We start from the raw sequence: 18171 nt of genomic DNA, 5'->3' as shown, positions 1-18171 counted from the left end.
ATCTAGTTCTACATATTATGTGTTAAGGAGCGATTCGTGAGTCCAGAAACCTTACTAAAAGAACCAAGCGTGCAAGCCGAAGCCAGTTTGTTCAGTTCTGAGGGCTTCGACAGTTATGTAATGACTACTTACGGGCGTTTTGCGATCGCCCTGGAACGGGGCCTCGGCTGCCGCGTTTGGGATACCGAGGGCCGCGAATATCTCGATTTTGTGGCGGGTATTGCTACCTGCACTCTGGGACACGCCCATCCGGCGATGGTGGCAGCGGTAACTCAGCAAATTCAGACGCTGCACCACGTTTCTAATCTTTACTACATCCCCGTACAGGGCGAGCTGGCAAAGTGGCTTGTAGATCATTCTTGCGCGGACAGAGCTTTCTTTTGCAACTCGGGTGCGGAAGCTAATGAAGCGGCGATTAAGCTGGCGCGCAAGTACGCCCACGAACAATTAAATATCTCGAATCCGACCATAATTACTGCTGTTGCTAGTTTCCACGGGCGGACTTTGGCGACGATTACGGCGACGGGACAACCTAAATATCAGAAGGGTTTTAGTCCGTTGGTTCCTGGATTTCACTATGTTCCTTACAATGATATTAGTGCGATCGAACTGGCGATCGAGCAACTCGACAAAGACGAACGCCAAGTAGCTGCAATTATGCTGGAAGCGCTGCAAGGTGAAGGGGGAGTTCGTCCCGGAGATATCGCCTATTTCCAACGGATTCGGGAAATTTGCGACGAAAAAGGCATTTTGCTAATTCTCGACGAAGTGCAAGTCGGGATGGGACGCAGCGGTAAATATTGGGGTTACGAAAATCTCGGTATTGAACCGGATATCTTTACCTCTGCGAAGGGATTGGGCGGCGGTATTCCGATCGGCGCTATGCTGTGCAAGTCTCACTGCGATGTGTTTGAACCGGGAAGTCACGCGAGCACTTTTGGCGGCAATCCTTTTGCTTGTGCTGTCGCTTTGTGCGTGTGCCAAACTTTAGAACGGGAAAACCTGCTGGAAAACGTCCAACAGCGCGGAGCACAGTTGAAAGCTGGCCTCAACCAACTGGCGGCTGCATATCCGAATTTGATTGCTGAGGTGCGGGGCTGGGGCTTGATTGTCGGGCTGGAATTGCAGGCTGATATTGCACTGACATCGGCTGATATTGTTAAATCTGCGATCGCCGCTGGTGTGCTGTTGGTTCCCGCCGGGCCGAAGGTGTTGAGGTTTGTTCCACCTCTAATTGTTTCTGCTGCTGAAGTCGATCGGGCTTTGCTTGCCGTTGAGGAAGCGTTGCGCTCTCAAGCGGTACACTAAAATCTACTGGGTTGATTTTTGTGAGCTGTAGCGCTGCAACTGGCGCAATATGCAGAGGCGCTATTCCTGAGAAACCCGGTTTCTTAGCCTCCTGTCGTGTTCGATCATCGCAATCAGATGCGTTCGTAGTGCGGACTGAAGTCCGCAGCATCAGAGCGGACTTTCGGGCGCACTACAAACCGTTTTTGTTATGGTAATCGACCGGACATGATATCAGTCCCTATCAGGGTAAAAGTAAACCCGCCCCGCTGCAAGTCTGTCGGGGCGGGTTTTATCCAGTTTAGGACTTGCCCGGAAACCAGTTTTTTAGGCAAATACACTGCGCTGTGACGATGTGTATGCTGCAAAAACCGGGTTTTTTTAATACTTCTAGATAAGTCTTAAAGTTAATAGACTCCCGGTTGGGAATTTTTAACCGCTTTTGAATCCCGATCGACACAAAAAATATCTCAAGATAAAATTGAGTTTTATCCTCGACTAGAATATTGTCTGTGAAACCCGCCCCGAAACACTGACGACGCATTAGACCGGAATTTGGCTAAAGACAACGGGCACAATAATACTATTAGTGATTGTAGGTGCTAATCTCGCTATCAGCCTGTCTGTTGCCACTTGTGAATCCTGGTTTAACTGATTTCATCCTTTAAGGTCTATAATCCGTCGGAGACTCCTACCTCCGGTTCGAGAGCCAAATTGAAACAGTTCCTAATTTCATTGGCTGCACAGAAGCAGCAATCCTATCGTTAATAGTTCGGCGGAATGCACGATGGACGAACAGCGTCGCGAAACTGATGTTAATATGCTCCGAGCGCTGCTGGAAAATCCTGTGGACTCAGGAATAGATTTGATTTTGAGGACTGACTCAAAGTCGATCGACTTTGGGTTTGTGCAAATGCTGTACTTGGAAGAGCCGGCACTGACACGAGACAGCTTGCTCAAAGCTGCAAAATTCTTTCAAAGGACGATCGCACCCTTAGAATCTGCTAAGAGCAATGCTAAATTGCCCGGAACCGGGGCAGCATATCTGGCTTTTTTAGCAGAAGTATTGCAAGCAGTGGCGCGCAACCCTGATTCGCAGCACGTGTACGCGCTGCTGAGAAACAATTTAGACAAACTCGACCAGAATTTCGCAGATTTGCTGCGCCGCTGGGCAACTTTGGTACTCCCTACTGCCCCAGAATCAGAGGCGAGGCGCATTGCGGCCCTAATTGGCAATCTGAGCAACAAAATTGGGCGGTTTCCCCTCGGTAGCAAGGCGAATAACTTGGAAATCGAAATCGCCGGTTACGAAACCGTGGCTAAGGTGTTTACCCGCAAAGACTTTCCCCAAGAGTGGGCAGTCATGCAAAATAATCTGGGCAATGCTTATACCGATCGCCCCAAAGGCGATAAGGCTCAAAATATCGAACAAGCCATTGCTTGCTTTGCTAATGCCCTGCAAGTGCGAACTCGCGAACAGTACCCGGAACAGTGGGCGACGCTGCAAAACAATCTGGGAAACGCTTATAGCGAGCGCCTCAGGGGAGATGCGGCCGAAAATCTCGAAATTGCGATCGCCTGCTATCAAAACGCCCTACAAGTTCGCAACCGCGAGGGTTTCGGAGGAGATTGGGCAAGCACTCAAAACAATCTCGGCCGCGCTTACAGCCGCCGACTGCGGGGCGACAAAGCCCAAAATCTCGAACAGGCAGTCGTTTGCTACCACAATGCCTTGCAAGTCTACAACCGCAAGATGTTTCCCCGGCGCTGGGCGACGACTCAAAATAATTTAGCAAATGCTTACTATGATTTCCTGCGGGGGAATCGGGCAGAAAATCTCGAATACGCTGTCAACTGCTACCAGAGAGCTTTGCAAGTGCGGACTAAGGAAGCTTTTCCGCTGCAATGGGCGACGACTCAAAGGAATTTGGGCCGGGTGTTTATCGATCGAATTAAGGGCCAAGGAGTCGAAAATCTGGAAATGGCACTCACCTGCTTTCAAAATTCTTTGCAAGTCTACACTCGCATCAAATTTCCCGAAGCCTGGGGTTCGATCCAAACTTACCTCGGCAGGATCTACAGTCTGCGGGTGAAAGGGGAAAAAGCGGAAAATCTGGAAATGGCGATCGCCTGCTATCAAAATGCTTTGCTCTTTTGCAACCGCCAAAAAACTCCCGAACGCTGGGCAATGCTCTGTGCCTACCTCGGACGCGCTTTCAGCCAACACGTGAAAGGCGAAAAAAACCGCAATCTCAAAAGCGCGATCGCCTGTTATCAAAATGCAGCCCAAGTCTACACCAAACACGGATCTCCCCACCGCTGGGCCATGCTGCAAATTTATCTGGGCCGAGCTTTTTCGGAACTGACGGAGACGGAAAACTCGTCTCGCATCGAAAGCGCGATCGCCTGCTATCACAGTGCCGGCCAAATCTACACTCGCGAAACCTATCCCCACCGTTGGGCACAAATTTTATTTTATTTGGGTGAAGCTTACCGAAGGCGAGGCGAGTTGCTGCGCGCCTACGGCGTTTTTACTACTGCTGTCGATACTGTGGAGTTCTTGCGGAGCGAAGTTGGGGTTGATGCGGCCGATTTGGGCGATCGGGGAAGTAACTCAAAAGCCAAATTAGTCAGCACCTGGAGAGGACTCTATAAATCCCTCGTACAAGTTTGCCTAGAACTCGGCCCGGGCCAGCCGGAATATTACGCTAAAGCCCTGGAATACGCTGAACGCCACAAAAATCGGAATTTGGTAGAACTCCTGGTTAAATCCCCCCTGACCCCAAAAGGCGACATTCCGGCAGCGGTACGCAGCGAGTTGGAGTCATTGCAACTGGAAATAGCAAGGGAACAGCGGCAGCAACAACAGCGACAACCCGAACCCAGCACTAGCTTGATTTCTGAGGGCGACAGCCCTGGTTTGAACAGCGGTTCTCTGATGCCGAACTCCGATTTTATGCACTTAAATCAATTGTGGCGGCAGTTTGATGGGTTGATTGCGCGCGAGGTGCAGGCAAACGACCCTTTCTTCAGCTTAGCTCGCAAAGTTGAACCCATTACTTTCGAGCAAATTCGCCAATTGTTGCCTGATGCCAATTGTGCTGCTGTGGTGTGGGCGAGTTTGGAGGATTTGGTAGTGGCTTTTGTGGTGGTGAAGAGTGCAGAATATCCCGCCGTTCACCTCTGTGCGGCGGGAAATGCTTTAGCTGCCGAAACTTGGGCCGGAGAGTACCTCAGCGCTTATTCCGAGCAAAAAGGTCGCTGGATCAATCATCTCCCGGCTCGCCTCAAACGCTTGGCCGCGCTGTTGGAAATCGATCGAGTGGTGGCGCTGATTCCGGAAAATTGCGATCGGCTAATTGTGGTGCCGCACCGATTTTTGCACGCTTTGCCGCTCCATGCTTTGCCTTTGGGGGTGAGAGACGGGTTGGAGGACACCGGGGCAATTTTCAGGTCTCATGGCGGCGATCGCAGCGGTTTCGATCTGTTGGATACGCACAACAGTTCGGATTTTTCTCACAGTTCGTCCTTTGGGGAAATTTCACCTCCTCCTGCTTATTTGATCGATCGATTTGCCGGAGGAATTCGCTATGCTCCTAGCTGCCAGCTATTGCGGTTGAGACAAATCGCGCGCAGCGCAGCTATCGGCCGCTACAGACCGAATTTGCAGCACCTGTTGGCAGTTCCCACTTTCAGCAGAGATGCGCTTTACAGCAACCTGGAAATCGGCAATATTTCCCAGTGTTTTTCCAGTACAGAAATTTTGCGGCAGAAGCCAGCAATTAAAGAGGCTTTTTCTCGATCGATATCTGTAAATGATGGGAATTCATCCGCGAAAATAGGACAAGTGCAGCAGAAAAAATGCGCTCACTTTGCTTGTTTGAGCGTGCTTGATTTCGCTTTCCCGCTCAAATCAGGCGTATTTGTGAGAAATGATACTATGACTTTGGAGGAAATTTTTAATTTCGATTGTCGGCAATACTTTTTAGTTACTTTATCGGCTTGCGAAATTGCAGCAGGCTCAGTCAGCGGTACTGAAGATTTTGTCGGTTTGTCCGCGGGTTTGTTGTATGCTGGCACATCTAGTGTTGTCAGCAGCCTGTGGAAAGTGAATGATGTTTCAACGCTGCTGCTGACGAGCAAGTTTTATGAAAATCTCGGGCGTTTTCCTCGATTGCAAGTGGGAGATGTGGCGCGATCGCTTGCGGAGGCTCAAAGGTGGCTGCGGGATTTGACAGGCGAGGAATTGGAGGTGTTGCTGGCGGATTTTCAGCCTCAAATTTCGCAAATGTTCGATCGGCTTTCACAAAGTTCTCGCCTGATTGCTGAAGCATCTTTACAGCAAATTCGCAACCGCAAACCCTGTCCTTTTGCCAATCCTTATCACTGGGCAGCTTTTACTGCTGCTGGAGTTTAGTCAGTTGACAGTTGATAGTTGACAGTTGACAGTTGTCATTAATTATAGCCCAGATTCCGCAGATATTTAAACAGAATTGATGGTTGTCAAGTTGAAATATTCAAGCCTGAAATATTTATCCAGCAAGCATTTCAGGCTTTTTTGGTTAAAAAATATTGAGTCAGGATAAAAGAGGTAAAAACCATGAATGATCCTCAAGGAGCCATAACGCTCTTTCGTCACTTTCATGAGAGTAAATTCTCGAAGACACGACAGCAAAGGATCTCTTCCCAAACGATCCCAACAAAGGAAGGTGTTAGAAAATCGCTCCACAAAGCCATACTAGATAAGCATTATCAAATTATGGTCATATTTTTACTGTCTGAGAGTGATGAAGGAGCGATAACAGTCCTAAATTTAGGCTATTTAGGAATACTAGGGCGTCGGTTCAGTAAAAGAAATTGACACTCCTCGGCATAGTATGTATGTTGATGTAGACCTTGGCCCGGCGTTGCATGAGGACAAAAAAATGGTTGGCGATCGCGATCTACTGTCGCCCTCATGCGAGAACCCCTACATAATACATATTTCGTTCTTTTTGTCAAAATATTCTACTGTACCGACGCTCTAGTATGAGAAATTAGGTTAAGAAATCAACAAATAAACCGACAATACGGTCGGTATTTCAGATGTTTTAAGCCGTACACTTAGTCAATCTAAATGGAGCCGAACAGGTGAGCAACTTAACAAAAAACAGGATATATTGCAATACCGTTTACTTAAGACCGCCCTGAGGGTAAAACCCTATGAGAAATAGATACGGAGATTGCTTTCCTTCGGATCGCGAAAGCTAACGTTCCTCTCTTCGGACTATTCTAAGTAAACCGTATTGGGATATATTGAATTATTTAGGAAACGTTTGCAGTGAATATTTTTTAATAGTTGAAGATGGATAAGGATGAAAATAAACCTGAGAATATAGTTGAATAAATCCCAATAATTAGCAAGGCAAAAATCATGTTGCCGGAATTGTGATATCTAATTTATGGCAAATTAGCTCAAAGATTCCACAAATGAATATATTAGGAAATATCTGTAAATTCAAAATTCTTGTATATCTCAAAAATCTGACAATAATGATACCAAAAGTAGACAAGGTAGGCGCAGATGTTTTTCATACAGTGAATATATGAAAAACCTTAATCATCAAAGCCAGAACTGCGGAATGTGGGCTGAAAACTCTTTCTTAAAAAAATAGGGCAAGCCTAAGCCCGCCCTACAAATCAGATTAAATCACTTTACACATTAATAAGTTTCAACGTGCCAGCGATGCTCTTTCTTCAACTGTTTTTGATAGCCAGCCCAGTCAATGCCGTGCTTGCTAGATGCAGCAGACATTCCCTCATCAATGCCGCCTTCCATGCCCTTCAAACCACAGATGTAAGTGTGAGTTTTCGGCTTTTGAACCAATTCCCACAGTTGGTCTGCGTTCTCTTGAATCCGGTTTTGAATATACATCTTACCGCCGTCAGCAGTCTTTTGCTCGCGGCTGATCGCATAAGTTAAGCGGAAATTATCGGGGAATTCGCGCTGCAATTGCTCCAATTCTTCTTTATAAAGAATGTTGGGAGTGTAAGCAACTCCAAAGAACAGCCAAGCTAAACCTTTGAACTTGTAACCAGGATTATTTTCTTTAAACATCCGCCACAAATAAGCGCGGAAAGGAGCAATACCCGTACCAGTAGCCATCATAATCACGGTGGCATCTTCGTCATCGGGTAACAACATTTCTTTCCCTACCGGGCCGGTGATTTTGACATCAGCCCCAGGTTCCAAACCTGTGAGAAAAGTCGAACAAACGCCGAATACTCTTTCGCCACTTTTCGGGTCATTGTACTCCAGCCGGCGAACGCACAAAGAGACAGTTTTGTCGTCGAGGTTGTCGCCGTGACGGGTAGAGGCGATCGAGTAAAGTCGAATTTTGTGAGGTTTACCGTTTTTATCGGTTCCATCGGGAATAATCCCGATACTTTGACCTTCTAGATAGTGCAAATTGCCACCAGAAATGTCGAAAGTGACGTGACGAACTGTGCCGTCGCCGCCTTCTCTGACCATTTCTTCTGTAGAGATGCACTTACCAATATAGGGATTGGCCGGTTTGTAGAGGTTAACAGGAACCTGAACTTTTTCCTTTGCTTGAGTCATGGGCTTAGTTTTTTCTCCAGATTTCTGACTCTGTAGCCCTGCTTCTGGTGCGACTTTGCCATTAGTAGTTTCGGGAGCGCCGTTTGAGGGGCGGATGCTGACGATTTTGCCACCCATGCGAGCAATTCTGCGCATTTCCTGATTCATGCGATCGTAAGGCACGGAGATAAACACGCTGCCGCTACGGCGAATCGGGTGATTTGTTTCGTCAGTTGCTTTGCTCTGACGCATACCCTCCACTTCGTAAACAAAGATGCGGCTGCCTGATTCTGAGTTGGCCGCTACACCAGATATGCTTGGGCTGTACATTTGTTGCTTGTCCTTCACGATACAGAGTTATAAAGAAAGAGAATGTGACGTTAGACTCAATTTACTTTTTTCTTAAGGCCACCTGGACTAATTTGCCCGCGCGAATCTTTGGGCATTGCCGCGCAGGCGGGAGTGTCAAGTTGAGATCGCTCTGCCTCTAATTCCCGATTAGCCGATCGCCGCCCTTGGTCTCGCCCGGCTGCATTCAGGTGTTGACCTATAGCTATTGTTGTCTGCGTACTGCCAATATTTTACCCGATCGGGGGATCTGCCCCGATAACTCGTTCTGATTTGGGGAGAGGGGGAGAGGGGGAGAGGGGAATACGGCTCAAGAAATATACAATTTAAATGCTGTCTTGCTGAAAGTAGGATTTAGCTAAATGACGTTGAGCTTGTAGGGGGCGGACGCATTCTGGTAAGATTAACCACTAAAGTTAGTATTAATTTCTTGCCTTGAAGATTGCTTGGGTCTTCCCGGACAGGCAGTCAACTGACTGCTGTATGCTGGTTAGTCCTCGATCCTCTCGGGGTAGCAAACCCGCAGAAAGCCTGCTTGTAGCTACCTGCGGGCTGAAATTTTTTGGAATCTAGACTTCAGTTACTTAGTAAACAGTGATTTTGTTAGAGGGAAACTATGACCAGTAAGCCGGATCGCGTGGTTTTAATTGGCGTTGCCGGAGACTCCGGCTGCGGAAAATCTACTTTTTTGCGCCGATTGACAGATTTGTTCGGGGAGGATTTCGTGACTGTAATCTGCCTTGACGACTATCATTGTCTCGATCGCAAGCAACGCAAGGAAACAGGGATTACCGCCCTTGACCCCAGAGCGAACAATTTTGACCTGATGGCCGAGCAAATGAAAGCGCTCAAAGAAGGTCGGGGAATAGACAAGCCGATTTACAACCACGAAACCGGTCTGCTCGATCCTCCTGAGCGGGTAGAGCCGAATCACGTGATTGTGATTGAGGGGTTGCACCCCCTTTACGACGAGCGAGTGAGAAATCTCATCGACTTCAGCGTCTACCTCGACATCAGCGACGAAGTAAAAATTGCTTGGAAAATCCAGCGCGACATGGCGGAACGGGGCCACCGTTACGAAGACGTGCTGTTTGCGATCAATGCTCGCAAACCAGATTTCACAGCGTACATCGACCCACAAAAGCAATATGCTGACGTGGTAATTCAAGTATTGCCGACTAACTTGATCAAAGATGACAAAGAACGGAAGGTTCTGCGCGTCCAAATGATCCAGCGCGAAGGTATCGCCAACTTTGAACCTGCGTATTTGTTTGACGAAGGTTCGACAATTAACTGGATTCCTTGCGGCCGCAAACTGACTTGTTCCTATCCCGGAATTAAGATGTACTACGGCCCAGATGCTTTCTACGGCCACGAAGTCTCGATTTTGGAAGTAGACGGTCAGTTCGAGAATCTCGAAGAAGTGATTTACATCGAAAGCCACTTGAGCAAGACTTCTGCGAAATACGAAGGCGAGTTGACTCACCTGTTACTCCAACACCGCGAATATCCTGGTTCCAACAATGGAACTGGTTTATTCCAAGTATTGGTGGGATTGAAGATGCGGGCGACTTACGAAAAGTTGACTGCAAAAGAATCAAAAGTTGCTGTTAGTGTTTAGAACTCTGACTTGACATCCACCCCGACCTGAAGGTGCGGGGATTCCCAATCATCGCTAATTGGGTTTCTGCTTCATAGCACCAGCCTTCCGAGACTTACTCTCTTCGGGTCTTACAGTTGCTCCGCAGACTGAAACGGCTAGCCCAGCCGCCAAAATGTTCTTTGCAGCATTGATGTCACGATCGTGGTTTGTCCCGCACTTGGGACACTCCCACTCGCGAATATTCAACGGCAATTTCTCAACAATGTGACCGCAGTTTCCACAGCGCTTAGAGCTGGGAAACCAGCGGTCTATTTTTATTAATTCACGCCCGTACCAATCGCATTTGTAACTTAGCTGGCGAATCAATTCACCCCAACTAGCATCGCTGATGGCAAGAGCTAACTTATGGTTTTTCACCATATTCTTGACAGCCAAATCCTCAACTACAATCGTTTGGTTTTCACGAACGAGTTGAGTCGTTAGCTTGTGCAAGAAATCTTTACGCACATCGACTATCTGTGCGTGGACTTTTGCCACCTGTCTCCGGGCTTTTTCCCGATTGTTGCTTCCCTTTTGCTTGCGTGCTAACGTTTTTTGCTTTCTTTTTAACTTTTTGCGAAGTCTCTTAAAGTGTTTGGGATTGGCGATTTTATCGCCGTCGCTAGTAGCAATCAAACTCGTAATCCCCACATCCAATCCGATAGTTTTATCTGTTTTTGGAAATGGTTGGATTTTATAGTCGTCTACTAATATGGATACAAACCAAAGCCCAGCAGGCGTTAATTTCACTGTAATCGTAGACGGAATGCACCCTTGGGGAATTTGTTTGCTCCAGCGGATAGGTAGTGGCTCGTTACATTTAGCCAAAAATACCTGTCCGTTTTTCCAGCGGAAGGCAGATTTGGTAAATTCAGCACTGCCACCGTTATGCTTTTTCTTGAAATTAGGATATTTGGCTCGTCCTGCAAAGAAGTTGGTGAACGCTGTCTGAAGGTGGCGCAAGCCTTGTTGAAGAGGTACGCAGCTAACTTCATTCAAGAAATCAAGTTCTTCCTCTTTCTTCCAGTTCGTCAGCATAGAGGAAGTTTCGCTGTAGCCAACTCTTTCTTGGCGTTCGTACCAAGATTCCGTGCGGTAAGTCAAAGCCTTGTTGTACACTAGCCGGGTACAGCCCATTGTCCGTCGCAAGAGGTTTTCTTGCTCGCTGGTGGGATAGAATCGGTAGCGATAGGCTTTTTCCATATCTTCACAGCCTAACACGTCTTTTGTGATATTAGCTCTGTGTTGTATGTTTTTGTAAAGCCGTCGAGCGAAGGACGGGGTTTCCACCCACTTTTTTTGATGAAAGATTTGAGAGGCGCGAGTGCGCCTCTTTTTTTTGTGGGTGAAATGAACGGCAGATGGTGATATTGGCACAGCGAATAATTAAGGCGTAATACGGTTCATTTAAGAACTATCTGACTTTTTAAAAATGCCTGTATTGCCTATGAAATCGTGAGACGAAATTCGTAAAAAATCTTTAAGCCAAGCCTATTGAGTTAGGGTAGAGTATTTGGCAATAGAGAGTTTAAAAATGTTTTTCCGGCTTGATTGAGGGAAGTTCTACTTTTTTGAATTATCTAATTTGATGCAACCCTGTGTGAATATCGATTAAGAATGCCAAAAACTTTACTGCTACACCATTACCTCCTCCAGTAATAGCTTCATTCGATTGCCGATCGCCCCGACATTGGGTTCCAGTAAAATACTGAGATGGTCTCCAGGTACATCGTAAATGGTCAGACCGTCTTTGAGATAAGGTTTCCAGCCTAGATCCGGATCGAGACTGACACTTACGCCATCTTGAGAATCCTGTGCTCGAAACATCACTACTTTGCCAGCATAGGGTTTTGGCGCGTAAGCTCGTTCTGCCAGATCAATTATCTTCTCTCTGATCAAATAGTCGGTGGTGTAAGACATTGACTCTGTAGGTTCTTTCACCTTGTTGTCTCGCCCGATCGTCTTGCGGGCCAGCATTGTCATTCCGTCTGTAACTGTCGTTATTTTATCGACGACACTACTGACGATGTAACCTACGCCCTGCTTAGCAATTTTTTGGACATGGAAGCGCAGCCGCTGCTGAATGGGTAGGGGCTTGTAGGCAGAGGGCAACATGGAATCAAACATCACCAATAACGCTGTTTCCTGTCCTTTAGCTGCCAATTTTTGAGCAACCTCAAAAGCAACAATACCTCCAAATGACAAACCACCCAAATAATAGGGGCCTTCTGGTTGCACCTTCACGAGTTCATTGATGTAATAGTCTGCGATCGCCTCAACCTGATTGACTGGCCCGTGCACGCCATCTTTAACAACAGCAATTAAGCCATATATCGGCTGATCTAGCCCTAAATATGGAATTAACGGATGATAAATAGACACTCCTTCAAACAGAAAGAGTGGTGGCTGAGAACCTTTCGGTTGAATCTCGACAAGGGAAAGGCTTTGGTTGGGGATATCGCCTTGACGTAGAATCTGGGATAGTTGCTTGATGGTTGGGGCTTGGAAGATAATCGATAGTGGGACTTTCTGCTGGAACTTTTGGTCAATTTTGTCAGCTAAGCGAGCGGCTAACAGGGATGTACCGCCTAAATCCATGAAATTATCCGTAGTGCCGATCGGCTTAATATTGAGTATCTGCTCCCAAATTTGAACAAGTTGAGCTTCTAGTCCATCAATAGGCAACACAACTTCACTATTTGTAACCAGATCGGCAACCTGAGGTTCTGGAAACCCACGGCGATCGACCTTACCATTGGGCGTCATCGGGAAAGAGTCCATCACTACAACCGCTGCCGGAATCATGTATGCCGGTAGTTTGGTTTGTAGAAAACTACGCAATTCAGACACCTGAATTGGTTGTCCGGGCTTCGGAATGATATATGCCACTAAGCGCTTTTCACCGGGTACATCTTCCCGTGCCAAAACTATACCTTGCTGCACAGATGGGTACTGTTCCAAATAGGTTTCAATCTCTAGTAACTCAATCCGAAAACCTCGAATTTTTACTTGAAAATCGATGCGACCAATAAACTCCAACGTTCCATTGGGTAAATAGCGGCAAGTATCCCCTGTTATGTAAAGTTTGTCTCCAGGTCGATCGCTAAATGGATTAGCAATAAACTTACTAGCAGTACGTTCTGCCAAGTTTAGATATCCCCTGGCAACCCCTGGGCCGCCAATATACAGTTCTCCAATATCGCCATCTGGGACAGGATTTAGGTTGTCATCCAGAATGTAAATTTGGCTGTTGGGAAGGGGACGACCGATGGGAATGTCTGCTTCACTACTGAGATCGTAGCTTTCAGCGATCGGGTCAAAAATGGTGGCCGTCACTGTAGTTTCAGTCGGCCCGTAGGTATTGAGCCAACGAGGATATTCCCCAACCAATTGTCGCCATTCAGCATACAGAGCGCGAGAGGCTTTTTCTCCGCCCACAATCACCAATCTCACATCTGGGGACATGGGAACACCTAGCAATGAGAGTCCGCTGACGAGACCATGCCAAAAAGCAGTTGGCAAGTCCAGAATAGTAATTCGTTCTTGCTCAATAAATTCGAGGAATTGGCGGGTAGAGCTAATACAGTCTTCAGTTCGCAGCACGATTGTTGCACCACTTACCAAGGATGGAAAAACTTCCTCAATGATGATGTCAAAGCTCATGCTAGAGAATTGCAGTACCCGATCGCCAGCCTGAAGATTAAATGCCTGTGCGATCGCCTTGCTGTGGTGAACCATGCCCCGGTGAGTAATCATTACACCCTTGGGATTTCCCGTCGAACCAGAGGTGTAAATAACGTAAGCCAAATGCTCGGGCGTTGTCAGCAGAGACAAATTTTCAGTGCTGTATGGCGCCATATCGTGCCAGTCTGTATCTGGACAAATCACGCGAGCATTGTGTTCGGGCAAAAATTTAACCAGATCCTGTTGAATCAAAATGAATCGCACAGCGGCGTCTCGTAACTTGTACGCTCGACGTTCGTGGGGATAGGCTGGGTCGATCGGCACATAGGCCGCCCCAGCCTTCATCACCCCCAAAAAGCAAATCACCATTTCCATGCAGCGATTCATAGAGATAGCAATCAGTTCATCCGGTTGCACTCCTAGTGCTTGGAGGTAATGGGCGAGCTGGTTTGCGCGTTGATTTAAGGCATCATAGGTTAATTCTTGCCCTTGAAATGAAAGGGCGATCGCATCAGGAGTCTCCTTAACCTGTGCTTCAAACCATTGATGGATACTCACATAGTCAGATGGAGTTCGATCGACTTGAGAGTCCTCGACAGAGGAAATATCCTGACTATGTAATGGAAGATCGACACAGACATCGTGGGTAGTTTTTAGTGCATCAGTTTCCTGGTTGGGTAAGTACCCATCACGACTCGTCAAAACATCTTGAGAATTCATCATATTTTTGATTTAAGTAGAGTGAGGGAGATTAAGAGAGGCACCCTAGGGAAAATTCCTTATCGCGCATTGATCCAGATCACAGCTTTTTGTGGATTGCTTATTTAGCAGTCTCGAAACTGTCACATTGCAGTAATAATACGTATATGACGGCGCGAATCAATGTGCTTTTGGGGAACGGAAGTTGTTTCTGGATAATTACTTTTTGTCCTGTTTTAATTATACGGCTTATTAATTGATCTGGTCTAGATCAAGACTGTTTTGGCAATCATCTCATTGGCGATCGGGGGCGATCGGGAGCGATCGCAGTAAACAAGCAAAGCACTTTAGCTACCTTACTCCTTCAGTAGAGCTAAACTGCTTTGCCTGTAAGTATTTCAGCTATTTACATTTTTTTGTATGCCTTAAAAATTTGTACCTTTACTTAAGTTGTCACCAATAGGAGACGGTGCTTGGAAGTAGAGAGGTTAAGAATATTTGTCCGGCTTCATTGAGATCGTCATTTAGGGAAAAGTTTAGACTGCGAACTCGCAGATCGCCATTTTTTATGTCTAGTGGCTGTTTGAGGTGTTCCGGGTAGATAAGAATTGCATTTTTACACTTTAGTGCATTTGCGTAGGCAACTATTTGATGGCGGTCTCCACTGTCTGCTCGATCGGGAGCTTTGTATTTGGTATCGAGGACGTATTGGACTTTACCTGTTTCTATATCGCACAGCAGTAAGTCAATGCGATCGGAGTAATTTTGGTCATGTGTGACCGTGTGTTTTTTCTTGACAAAGAAGCCTTTTGGTGTATTAGCCTTGAGCCATTCAGCGACAAACTGTTCATATAAACTAGCCATGTTGATCAGAAAAGGGAGCATTTCGCGATCGCCCATTTCGTGACTGGGCCCTGTGTTATCTAAAAAAAACCGACAGAGGGCGTGTAAAAGTTGATAATCTTGATTAAGACGGTGATAAGTGCGATCGATACAAGCTTCTGGTTTAAAAGATGTTAGAGTAACAAATCCTTGGAGTGCGTGAAAAGCTTTTCGCACCCTCGATGAGACAGATTCGCGGCACAAACCGCTACGGCCAATAATGAAAAGTGTCCAAGCCAGAATTTGATTATCTTCGATATCGCCTGTTTGTTCGTTATAGTGACATTTTAGTTTAACCTCCCAAGGTTTTTGCACAGCTTCCCGGACATCGATGCGACCGCGAATATAGGAAAGTTTTTCTATTTTTGGTAAGTAATCGCGATATAATCCTTTGCGACAGCGTTCGAGAATTTTCAGCGCCAGGATGTTAGCTAATCGTTCATATACTTGTTTCAAAGATTCGCACTCAATCTGTCCTTTCGGAAAACTTATCTTAAGTTCGTAGGCATACTCAAGCATTCCGAATAAATTTGCGATCGGAACTTTGGGTTTGATCACAATGTGAAATTGTGGAGTAATTGGAATATTGCCAACTCGGCCTTGAGACTTTAATTGCCATTTATATTTTGTTTTAGGGTTGGGAAATTCAATATCTATTTCCTTAGCATAATTATGGTAGATTTTCTCTCCTACTGATTGGGGGATTGCATCTCGCTCAAAGGTCGCTAATTGATATTCTGTGAGTTCGATAATTTGGGGTGATTCTCGTTTCATAGAAATACGGTTCAGTCAGTAGTTGTCATTGCGAGGAACGTTAGCGAAGCGATCCGTAGGAAAGCAATCGCAGTATCTATTGTTCACACAGTTTTCCCTCTAGGACTCTCTTAAGTCAATCACATTGTTTCATAGATGCTGTAACGGCATATTTTTGGTAATGGTAGCGTTAGATGCTCAATTGCTCAATTTGTCTTTGATTTTATCCCAGAGAAATTCATCCATTTTTGCCTGGTCATCAAAAAAGTATTCTTCGAGATATGGCTCAATTTCCATTTGCCAAATATCTTGGATATCTTCAGCTAAGGTTTTTGTCAAAAAGAAGGAGATGCCTAATTCATAATGTTTGTTGTTAATTGCCCGATTGACATTTTCTAGAATCCTAGTTAATTGATCGACTGGGAAAACCGTTTTCTCTCTCTGGTGATACTGTCGCAGGACTTCATAGTTGGGATAGATGGGAATGAATGCAAAACGGCGGCGGAGTGCGTTATCGACTAAGGCAATAGAGCGGTCTGCGGTGTTCATTGTGCCGATGATGCGGACATTTGTCGGGATTCTGAATTTTTGACCGCTGGCTAGTGTAATAAAGCGTTTTGTATCTTGTCGGTCATCTAGGAGATACATTAACTCGCCAAAGACTTGAGATAAATTTGCGCGATTAATTTCATCAATAATCAGAACACAAGTGTCTTCACAGACTTCGGCTTTTTCGCAAAATTCAAGGAATCTACCGGGAACTATTGGATAAGTTAATTGCCCATCTTGACTTTGTGGGCGAAGGCCTTGAATAAAGTCTTCATAAGTATAAGCTGGATGAAATTGGATCGTGTCTGAGAAACCGTCACCGCCGCCGATTAAGTGTTGGGCAAGTTTTTGCGCGAGGAAGGTTTTTCCAGTGCCGGGCGGGCCTTGGATGATGGTTTGACCTTTGCGGTTAATGGTGTGTATCCATTGGGCTAGTTGGGTTTCGGTGAAGCCAGTTTCTTCGGCACATTGGTTCAAAAGATATTCTGGTTGCAACTTTACTTCTTCTACAGCGTATTTAAACATAATTTCCTCATCTACCAGTGGCACTTCGTTACTAGGAAAGTCATATTTTTTTATCTCGACAAGCCAGTGGCAGAACATATCAAATAGATCGTCATCTCGAATAGAGGGAGCGCCATTTTGGTGCATTTCTTTAGTTAATTCTTCAATGAGCTCGCGTCCGGTGAAGTTAGCAGATGAGTAGTCTATTAGCTTTTTGCTATACGAAGTATTGGCGAAATAGTTAATCACCTGTATTGACTTGTCATTAATCGCAAGAAAGTCATCGGGATGGAGAGCATTCAGGATAGGTGTTAACATTCCTATCTCGCCGAATAAGGAGGCTGGCATTTCTTCGGAAAAGTTTCTACAGGCAGAAGATAGTTGACTCGGATCGTCGTTACAACAGCAGACTAAATAGATAATTAATTGGGCAATTCTTACTGGTGTTATTAATGACAAATTTTTATACAATTTTGAATTCCATAATAACCCTTGTGTTATGCACGGATTAATATGAACCCAGGCTCCTCTTTGTCGATTAGCAGGAGAGTCTTGGTAAGGTAGAAGTTGCAAGATTACGGATTCAGTCACATCCTCTCCAGACTCAGCAGCAGAAGCGATCGCTTCAAAATTTCTACGTCCCTGCTGACGCTGCTCCTCGTAAGCCACCCTATGACGTAACCCATCTGGAGTGTAGGGATATGAACTGACAAATTCCTGAAATAGCCTGACAAACTCAGCTTTTTTTTTCGCTAGCATACTGCTCTTGCCAACTATTGATTAATAAATTATTGTAGTAAATATTTATCTCGAACATTCTCCTAGAGAATAGACTATTCTCAACTGTTTATCGGTGATGTAACGATAACTTTGTGGTGGTTTAAGCTCAGGCAACTTTTTTCTTAAACGGTGTAAGTCTACTGGTTGGCTAAACCTGTGAATATCTTTAAGAAAAATTCCAATACCTGTTTTTGTACCTTGATAATAATCATAAAATTTTTCAGATGAAATGCCCGCTTTATCTTCAACTTCCTCCCAAAGTTCCGCAATTGGTTTTTCTATGATAGTATCCACTTTGAATGAACCGAATACAGCTTTAGTCGGGGAAGAAATGTAAATTAATACCAAATCGCCTTCGTTCAATAATCGAGGGCGGACGCGCCGCAATTCAACAGTCTTATTGCTATCAAATATTTTGTTGGCATATTCCGGTCGAATAGATAATAGCAAGATACTTGACATG

10 protein-coding genes are annotated in these 18171 nt (G+C 45.7%); 3 read left to right on the top strand and 7 right to left on the bottom strand.

The window, feature by feature from the left end; genetic code table 11:
• Nucleotides 1-36 precede the first annotated feature (36 nt).
• Nucleotides 37-1308 (top strand): aspartate aminotransferase family protein, encoded by a 1272-nt coding sequence (locus JGK07_RS02050; RefSeq protein WP_293174276.1) that lies wholly within the window; start codon nt 37-39, stop codon nt 1306-1308.
• A gap of 280 nt (nt 1309-1588) precedes the next feature.
• Here JGK07_RS02050 and JGK07_RS02045 read toward each other — a convergent pair whose 3' ends face one another.
• Nucleotides 1589-1831: a hypothetical protein gene (locus JGK07_RS02045; protein ID WP_293241334.1), complete on the bottom strand. Its 243-nt coding sequence runs from the start codon at nt 1829-1831 to the stop codon at nt 1589-1591.
• 243 nt (nt 1832-2074) lie between these two features.
• Between JGK07_RS02045 and JGK07_RS02040 the strand changes: the two genes are divergently transcribed.
• Nucleotides 2075-5704 carry a CHAT domain-containing protein gene (locus tag JGK07_RS02040; protein WP_293223844.1) on the top strand — a complete coding sequence of 1210 codons (3630 nt, stop codon included), beginning with the start codon at nt 2075-2077 and terminating at the stop codon, nt 5702-5704.
• Between the two features lie 1284 nt (nt 5705-6988).
• Here the strand turns inward: JGK07_RS02040 and petH are convergent.
• Nucleotides 6989-8197 (bottom strand): ferredoxin--NADP reductase, encoded by a 1209-nt coding sequence (gene petH, locus JGK07_RS02035; RefSeq protein WP_293174283.1) that lies wholly within the window; start codon nt 8195-8197, stop codon nt 6989-6991.
• A gap of 634 nt (nt 8198-8831) precedes the next feature.
• On the opposite strand from petH, the gene JGK07_RS02030 reads away from it, so the two are divergent.
• The gene (locus JGK07_RS02030; RefSeq protein WP_293174286.1) at nt 8832-9836 is read left to right on the top strand and encodes a phosphoribulokinase; all 1005 of its coding nucleotides are present in this window, start codon (nt 8832-8834) and stop codon (nt 9834-9836) included.
• Nucleotides 9837-9890: 54 nt separating this feature from the next.
• Here the strand turns inward: JGK07_RS02030 and JGK07_RS02025 are convergent, their stop codons facing one another.
• The 5 genes from JGK07_RS02025 to JGK07_RS02005 all read right to left on the bottom strand — a co-directional run bounded on the left by JGK07_RS02025 (nt 9891) and on the right by JGK07_RS02005 (nt 18170).
• Nucleotides 9891-11060, bottom strand: coding sequence for an RNA-guided endonuclease TnpB family protein (locus tag JGK07_RS02025; RefSeq protein ID WP_293174389.1), 1170 nt, complete (start codon nt 11058-11060; stop codon nt 9891-9893).
• A gap of 432 nt (nt 11061-11492) precedes the next feature.
• The gene (locus JGK07_RS02020; protein WP_293241333.1) at nt 11493-14264 is read right to left on the bottom strand and encodes an amino acid adenylation domain-containing protein; all 2772 of its coding nucleotides are present in this window, start codon (nt 14262-14264) and stop codon (nt 11493-11495) included.
• 429 nt (nt 14265-14693) lie between these two features.
• Nucleotides 14694-15896 carry a restriction endonuclease gene (locus JGK07_RS02015; RefSeq protein WP_293189300.1) on the bottom strand — a complete coding sequence of 401 codons (1203 nt, stop codon included), beginning with the start codon at nt 15894-15896 and terminating at the stop codon, nt 14694-14696.
• Nucleotides 15897-16073: 177 nt separating this feature from the next.
• The gene (locus JGK07_RS02010; RefSeq protein WP_293189298.1) at nt 16074-17687 is read right to left on the bottom strand and encodes an AAA family ATPase; all 1614 of its coding nucleotides are present in this window, start codon (nt 17685-17687) and stop codon (nt 16074-16076) included.
• 45 nt (nt 17688-17732) lie between these two features.
• A complete protein-coding gene (locus JGK07_RS02005; RefSeq protein WP_293189296.1) occupies nt 17733-18170 on the bottom strand; it encodes an ASCH domain-containing protein in 438 nt (145 codons plus the stop codon).
• Nucleotide 18171 lies beyond the last annotated feature (1 nt).

Source organism: Microcoleus sp. PH2017_24_DOB_U_A, assembly GCF_020738205.1.
Lineage (GTDB): Bacteria > Cyanobacteriota > Cyanobacteriia > Cyanobacteriales > Microcoleaceae > Microcoleus.
Note: the sequence above shows the minus strand (reverse complement) of the source record. Positions and strands in the feature narration are given on the sequence as shown.